Genomic DNA, 4090 nt, shown 5'->3' with positions numbered 1-4090 from the left:
GAACTCGCGACGCGCGAGGATTCCATGGCGATCATCCGTGCCGTGACTGGCCTCGGCCGCAGCCTCGGCATCGTCACCACGGCAGAGGGGGTCGAGAACGACGGGCAACTCGAGCTGCTCCGGCGCGAAGGCTGCACCCAGGCGCAGGGCTATCTGTTCAGCAAGCCGCGGCCGGCTTCCGATGTCGCGATCATGCTGGACCGACCGCCGTTGCGCGCAACCGCCTGAGGTTAGCCGCGGCGCAGTGCGAAATGCGCGCCGCAGAACGCCATCACAGCACCGAGGCCCAGCGCGGCAATTCCGGCCAGCACGCCCGAGACCGTCGGCACCGGGCTCGGCGCCGAGGCCACCTGGCCAGCACCCGCAAGCAGCAGCACGCCGACCGCGATCAGGAATTGTCGCATCCGTTGCGGGATCTGGCCCGAGACGGCGCTCTGCATCAATGTCGCCGTGAAATAGCCGCCGGAGAAGCCGACGGAGGCGATCAGCCACCAGGCGATCGCCGCGCCCGCCGGTATGAACTCGTGCGTGTCCGAGTGCCAGAGGCCGCCGAGGTCGAGCCCGTAGCGCGCGCCCAGCATGTGCACGGCGAGCGCGAGCAGCACGCCGGAGATCACGGCGGCGCCGAGAATCAGGCGGCGCGGAAAAAAAATCGTCTCAGCCATGGCTCGCTTGTAGGATGGGGCAGGGCGCTCACGCAAGCGGATCGCAGAGTGGATCGCCCGGATAGGATCGATTGTGAAGATGCGGGATTCGGGAGCTGAGATAGCTGCGGGTGCGAGCTATGCCTACAAGGCGTCGCTGATCGGCTCGGCGCATCGCTTCGAGCTGACGGAGGAGGGGCTGTCCTGGCACATCGGCGGCCGTTCGGGCCTGTGGCGTTATGGCGAGATCAGTGCAATCCGGCTGTCGTTCCGCCCGGTGTCGATGCAGCAGCACCGCTTTCGCGCCGATGTCAGCCATGCCAATGGCGGCCGCATCGCGATCCTGTCGACGAGCTGGCAGACCGCGGCCCTGATGGCGCCGCAGGACAATGGCTTTCGCAACTTCATCGTCGCGCTGCACGCGCGCATGGCGCAGGCCGGCAGCCGCGCCGAATTGACCGCGGGCCTTGGCCACAGGACCTACGCGACAATACTGGCTTTTCTTGCGGTGCTTGCGGTGGCGATGACGGGGCTCCTGGTCCGCGCGCTCGCGATCGGCGAATTCGCCGGCGCGCTGTTCATCATCGGTTTTGCCGCGCTGTTCGCCTGGCAGATCGGCGGTTTCGTCCGGCGTAACCAGCCGCGGAGCTACAGCTTCGATCGCCTGCCGAGAGCGTTGCTGCCCTAAATGCCTTGCCTTTGGTGCGATGGGCGGCCGCAATCAAACGTGACTTCGCGCCGTTGCGGCGGTGTCGCATCGTGCTGCCATGTCAACCCTGGATCGCAGCACGCGGAGGCCTTCGGCGGATGAGATCTCCGAGATCAACCGCGCCCATCTCATCGAGACGCCGCTGCAGCCGGCGGACCTCCTGTTCATGTTCGGCACCCGAGAGGACGTGGCGCTGCGGGCCGATACGGCGGGGCGACTGTGGCGCCAGGGCTATTTTCGCTGGTCGATTGTCAGCGGCGGCGTGACGGCGGGCTCGGAGCAATCCGAGTGCACGATCATCAAGGCGGCGATGGTCGCGGCGGGCATTCCGGCCGACCGAATCCTCGAGGAGCATCGTGCCCTAAACACCGGCGAGAACGTGATCCTCTCGCTGCCGATCATCGACGCGGCGCTCGGGCTGCACAATGTCCGCCGCGTGATCTGCCTCGGCAACACCTGGACCGCGCGGCGTTATCCGATGACGCTGCACCGGCACTGGCCGGAGGTCGAGAAAATGCTGCTCACGGTCGACAGCTTTGCGACGTCGCGCGCGCTCTGGCACACCGATCCCGAATTTTGCCGCCGCATGCTGCATGAATGGGACAAGATCGAGCCTTACAAGGCGAGGGGCTTCATCGCGGAATGGCCGGCGGCCTGAGCTTGGGGCAAGTGCGCGCTACTCCGTCGAGTCGAAATCCTCTTCCTTGGTGCCGAGCAACGACACGAGCGTGCGCAGACCGGAATCGAGCTGCTCGAACGAAGGCGGAGCGAGGGCGAGCCGCACTGCGTTCGGTGCGTGGCCATGGGCGATCGCGAAGGTCGAGGACGGTGTCAGCGCGATGCCGCGCCGGGCTGCCGCGGCGACGAAGGTCTGCGAGCGCCAGTGCGCCGGCAGCGTGAGCCAGAGATGATAGGAGCGCGGATCCGCGGCGAGCTGGTAGCCGGCGAGCAGCCTTGCCGCGGTCTGCTGGCGGCGCGCGGCGTCGATGCGTTTCAACCGCGTCAGCTCGGCGACGGTGCCGTCTGCCATCAGTCGCTGTCCGGATGCCAGCGCATGACCGGACGCGATCCAGCCGCCGGTGCGGACCGCGCTCATCACGTTCTCGCGCAATCGAGGCGGCGCGACCAGGATGCCGAGCGCGAGGCCAGGGGCGACCTTCTTGGACAGGCTGTCGATCACGATGCAGCGGTCGGGGCCGAGCGCGGCCAGCGGCGTGTCATCGGCCAGGAAGCCGTAGACGGCGTCTTCGATGATGGTGAGATCGAGCTTCTCGGCGACGCGCATGATGTCGGCGCGCCGCGTGGCGTTCATGGTGACGCCGAGCGGGTTCTGGATGATGGGCTGGAGATACAATGCCGACAGATGCGCCTCGCGATGTGCCTTCTGGATGGCATCGGGGCGCGCGCCAAATTCGTCGATCGGTATCGGGACCAGCGTCACGCCGAGCCGCGCGGCGATGCTCTTGACGTAAGGATAGGTCAGCGCCTCGACGCCGCAGCGACCGCCGGTGGGAACGAGGGCTGCGAGGGCGGCCGCGAGCGACTGCTTGCCGTTCGCGGTGAAGACGATCTGTTCGGCCTGCGGCGCAAAATCCTTGCGCGCGAGATAGGCGGCGGCCGCATTGCGCGCGCTCTTGGTCCCGGTGCTGGTGGAGACGCGCAATGCGGATTCGAGCGCGTCGACACGCTCGAGGCCCGCAAGGCTTTTGGCGATCATTGCCCATTGCTGCGGCAGCAGCGGGTAATTGACCTCGAAATCGATCCGCGCGTCGCGCGGCTCGCTCAGCGCCTCGACCTCGCGCCTGATGTCGCCGGAGATGAAGGTGCCACGGCCGACCTCGCCGACGACGAGGCCGCGGCGGAGCAACTCCGTATAAACCCGGCTCGCGGTCGAGACCGCGATGCCGCGGTCATAGGCAAAATTGCGCTGCGGCGGCAGCCGGTCGCCGGGCCTTAACGTACCGTTAGAGATATCCGAGGCAATGGCATCCGCAAGCTTCACGTACTCGAACTTGGACATTATTGCACCGAGAGCAATGTTTCACTTGCTCCGAGTAGTGTACTGGAGCATTTAAGTTCCATCAAGCTTCACGATTGAGCCGAGGAGAGCGAGAGCAATCCAATGGCAAATGAGGTGCATGCGCTCAGGCGCTTGCGCCAACGGCATCCGCTTCGCCGCGTGGACAACAGGCCGGAGAAGGACAATGACCACGATCTCGCAGACCGCCGGGCGGAGTTTACGCTCATCCTCGTCAAACGGATTTTTCCGCAAGCTGGCCAACGGCGCCTATGCGCTGTTCGACAGTCTGGAGCGCCGCTCCGCGGTCAAGACGCTGAACGACCTCGATGACCGCGCATTGCGCGACATCGGTATCACGCGCAGCCAGATCGAGGACGCGGTCTACGGTCAGGCCAAAGCAGAGCTGACGCGGTATTTGTAAGCGCTTCGCTCTTGTCCCGGACGCGCAGCAGCGTTCTGACGCTGCTGCGCAGAGCCGACGAGACTGGAGCTTCTGGCATACCTGCTTCGACATCGTCATTGCGAGCGCAGCGAAGCAATCCAGAAATCCCACCGCGGAAAGACTTTGGATTGCTTCGCTGCGCTCGCAATGACGGCGTTTGTGGACAGCACCGTCGCTCCTTTAGCTCGCGCTTTCATTGCAGACACACCTTCGCCCTCTCGCGGCTTGTTCGCCCGAGCTTTGCTTGGTCGCCTCACCCTCGAATGAAAGAGGGC

The 4090-nt window shown here is 65.6% G+C and carries 7 protein-coding genes; 4 read left to right on the top strand and 3 right to left on the bottom strand.

Going from position 1 to position 4090, the window contains the following annotated elements; genetic code table 11:
- Window positions 1-228, top strand: a 228-nt coding sequence (locus AC0L3B_RS37895) for an EAL domain-containing protein (RefSeq protein ID WP_473382623.1), incomplete at its 5' end; no start/stop codon positions are given.
- Window positions 229-230: 2 nt separating this feature from the next.
- Here AC0L3B_RS37895 and AC0L3B_RS37890 read toward each other — a convergent pair.
- A complete protein-coding gene (locus AC0L3B_RS37890; RefSeq protein WP_027566871.1) occupies window positions 231-665 on the bottom strand; it encodes a hypothetical protein in 435 nt (144 codons plus the stop codon).
- A gap of 79 nt (window positions 666-744) precedes the next feature.
- On the opposite strand from AC0L3B_RS37890, the gene AC0L3B_RS37885 reads away from it, so the two are divergent.
- Window positions 745-1332, top strand: coding sequence for a hypothetical protein (locus AC0L3B_RS37885; protein ID WP_473382621.1), 588 nt, complete (start codon window positions 745-747; stop codon window positions 1330-1332).
- 79 nt (window positions 1333-1411) lie between these two features.
- A complete protein-coding gene (locus tag AC0L3B_RS37880; protein WP_085348846.1) occupies window positions 1412-2011 on the top strand; it encodes a YdcF family protein in 600 nt (199 codons plus the stop codon).
- Window positions 2012-2029: 18 nt separating this feature from the next.
- Here the strand turns inward: AC0L3B_RS37880 and AC0L3B_RS37875 are convergent, their stop codons facing one another.
- Complete coding sequence (locus AC0L3B_RS37875) at window positions 2030-3373, bottom strand: aminotransferase-like domain-containing protein (RefSeq protein ID WP_085348847.1); 1344 nt, start codon at window positions 3371-3373, stop codon at window positions 2030-2032.
- A gap of 184 nt (window positions 3374-3557) precedes the next feature.
- Here AC0L3B_RS37875 and AC0L3B_RS37870 point away from each other — a divergent pair, with 184 nt between their 5' ends.
- Window positions 3558-3794, top strand: a complete 237-nt coding sequence (locus AC0L3B_RS37870; protein ID WP_162496269.1) for a DUF1127 domain-containing protein — start codon at window positions 3558-3560, stop codon at window positions 3792-3794.
- A gap of 95 nt (window positions 3795-3889) precedes the next feature.
- On the opposite strand, the gene AC0L3B_RS37865 is transcribed toward AC0L3B_RS37870, so the two are convergent.
- Window positions 3890-4090, bottom strand: a 201-nt coding sequence (locus AC0L3B_RS37865; protein WP_473382619.1) for a hypothetical protein, incomplete at its 5' end; no start/stop codon positions are given.

It is taken from the genome of Bradyrhizobium sp. Kon56, from assembly GCF_055807635.1.
This window is presented reverse-complemented; position numbering and strand designations above follow the sequence as displayed.

Bases quoted from the DNA above. Each gene is read 5' to 3' on its own strand.
- AC0L3B_RS37890 (WP_027566871.1), bottom strand. From the start codon at position 665: ATGGCTGAGACGATTTTTTTTCCGCGCCGCCTGATTCTCGGCGCCGCC.
- AC0L3B_RS37885 (WP_473382621.1), top strand. From the start codon at position 745: ATGCGGGATTCGGGAGCTGAGATAGCTGCGGGTGCGAGCTATGCCTAC.
- AC0L3B_RS37880 (WP_085348846.1), top strand. From the start codon at position 1,412: ATGTCAACCCTGGATCGCAGCACGCGGAGGCCTTCGGCGGATGAGATC.
- AC0L3B_RS37875 (WP_085348847.1), bottom strand. From the start codon at position 3,373: ATGTCCAAGTTCGAGTACGTGAAGCTTGCGGATGCCATTGCCTCGGAT.
- AC0L3B_RS37870 (WP_162496269.1), top strand. From the start codon at position 3,558: ATGACCACGATCTCGCAGACCGCCGGGCGGAGTTTACGCTCATCCTCG.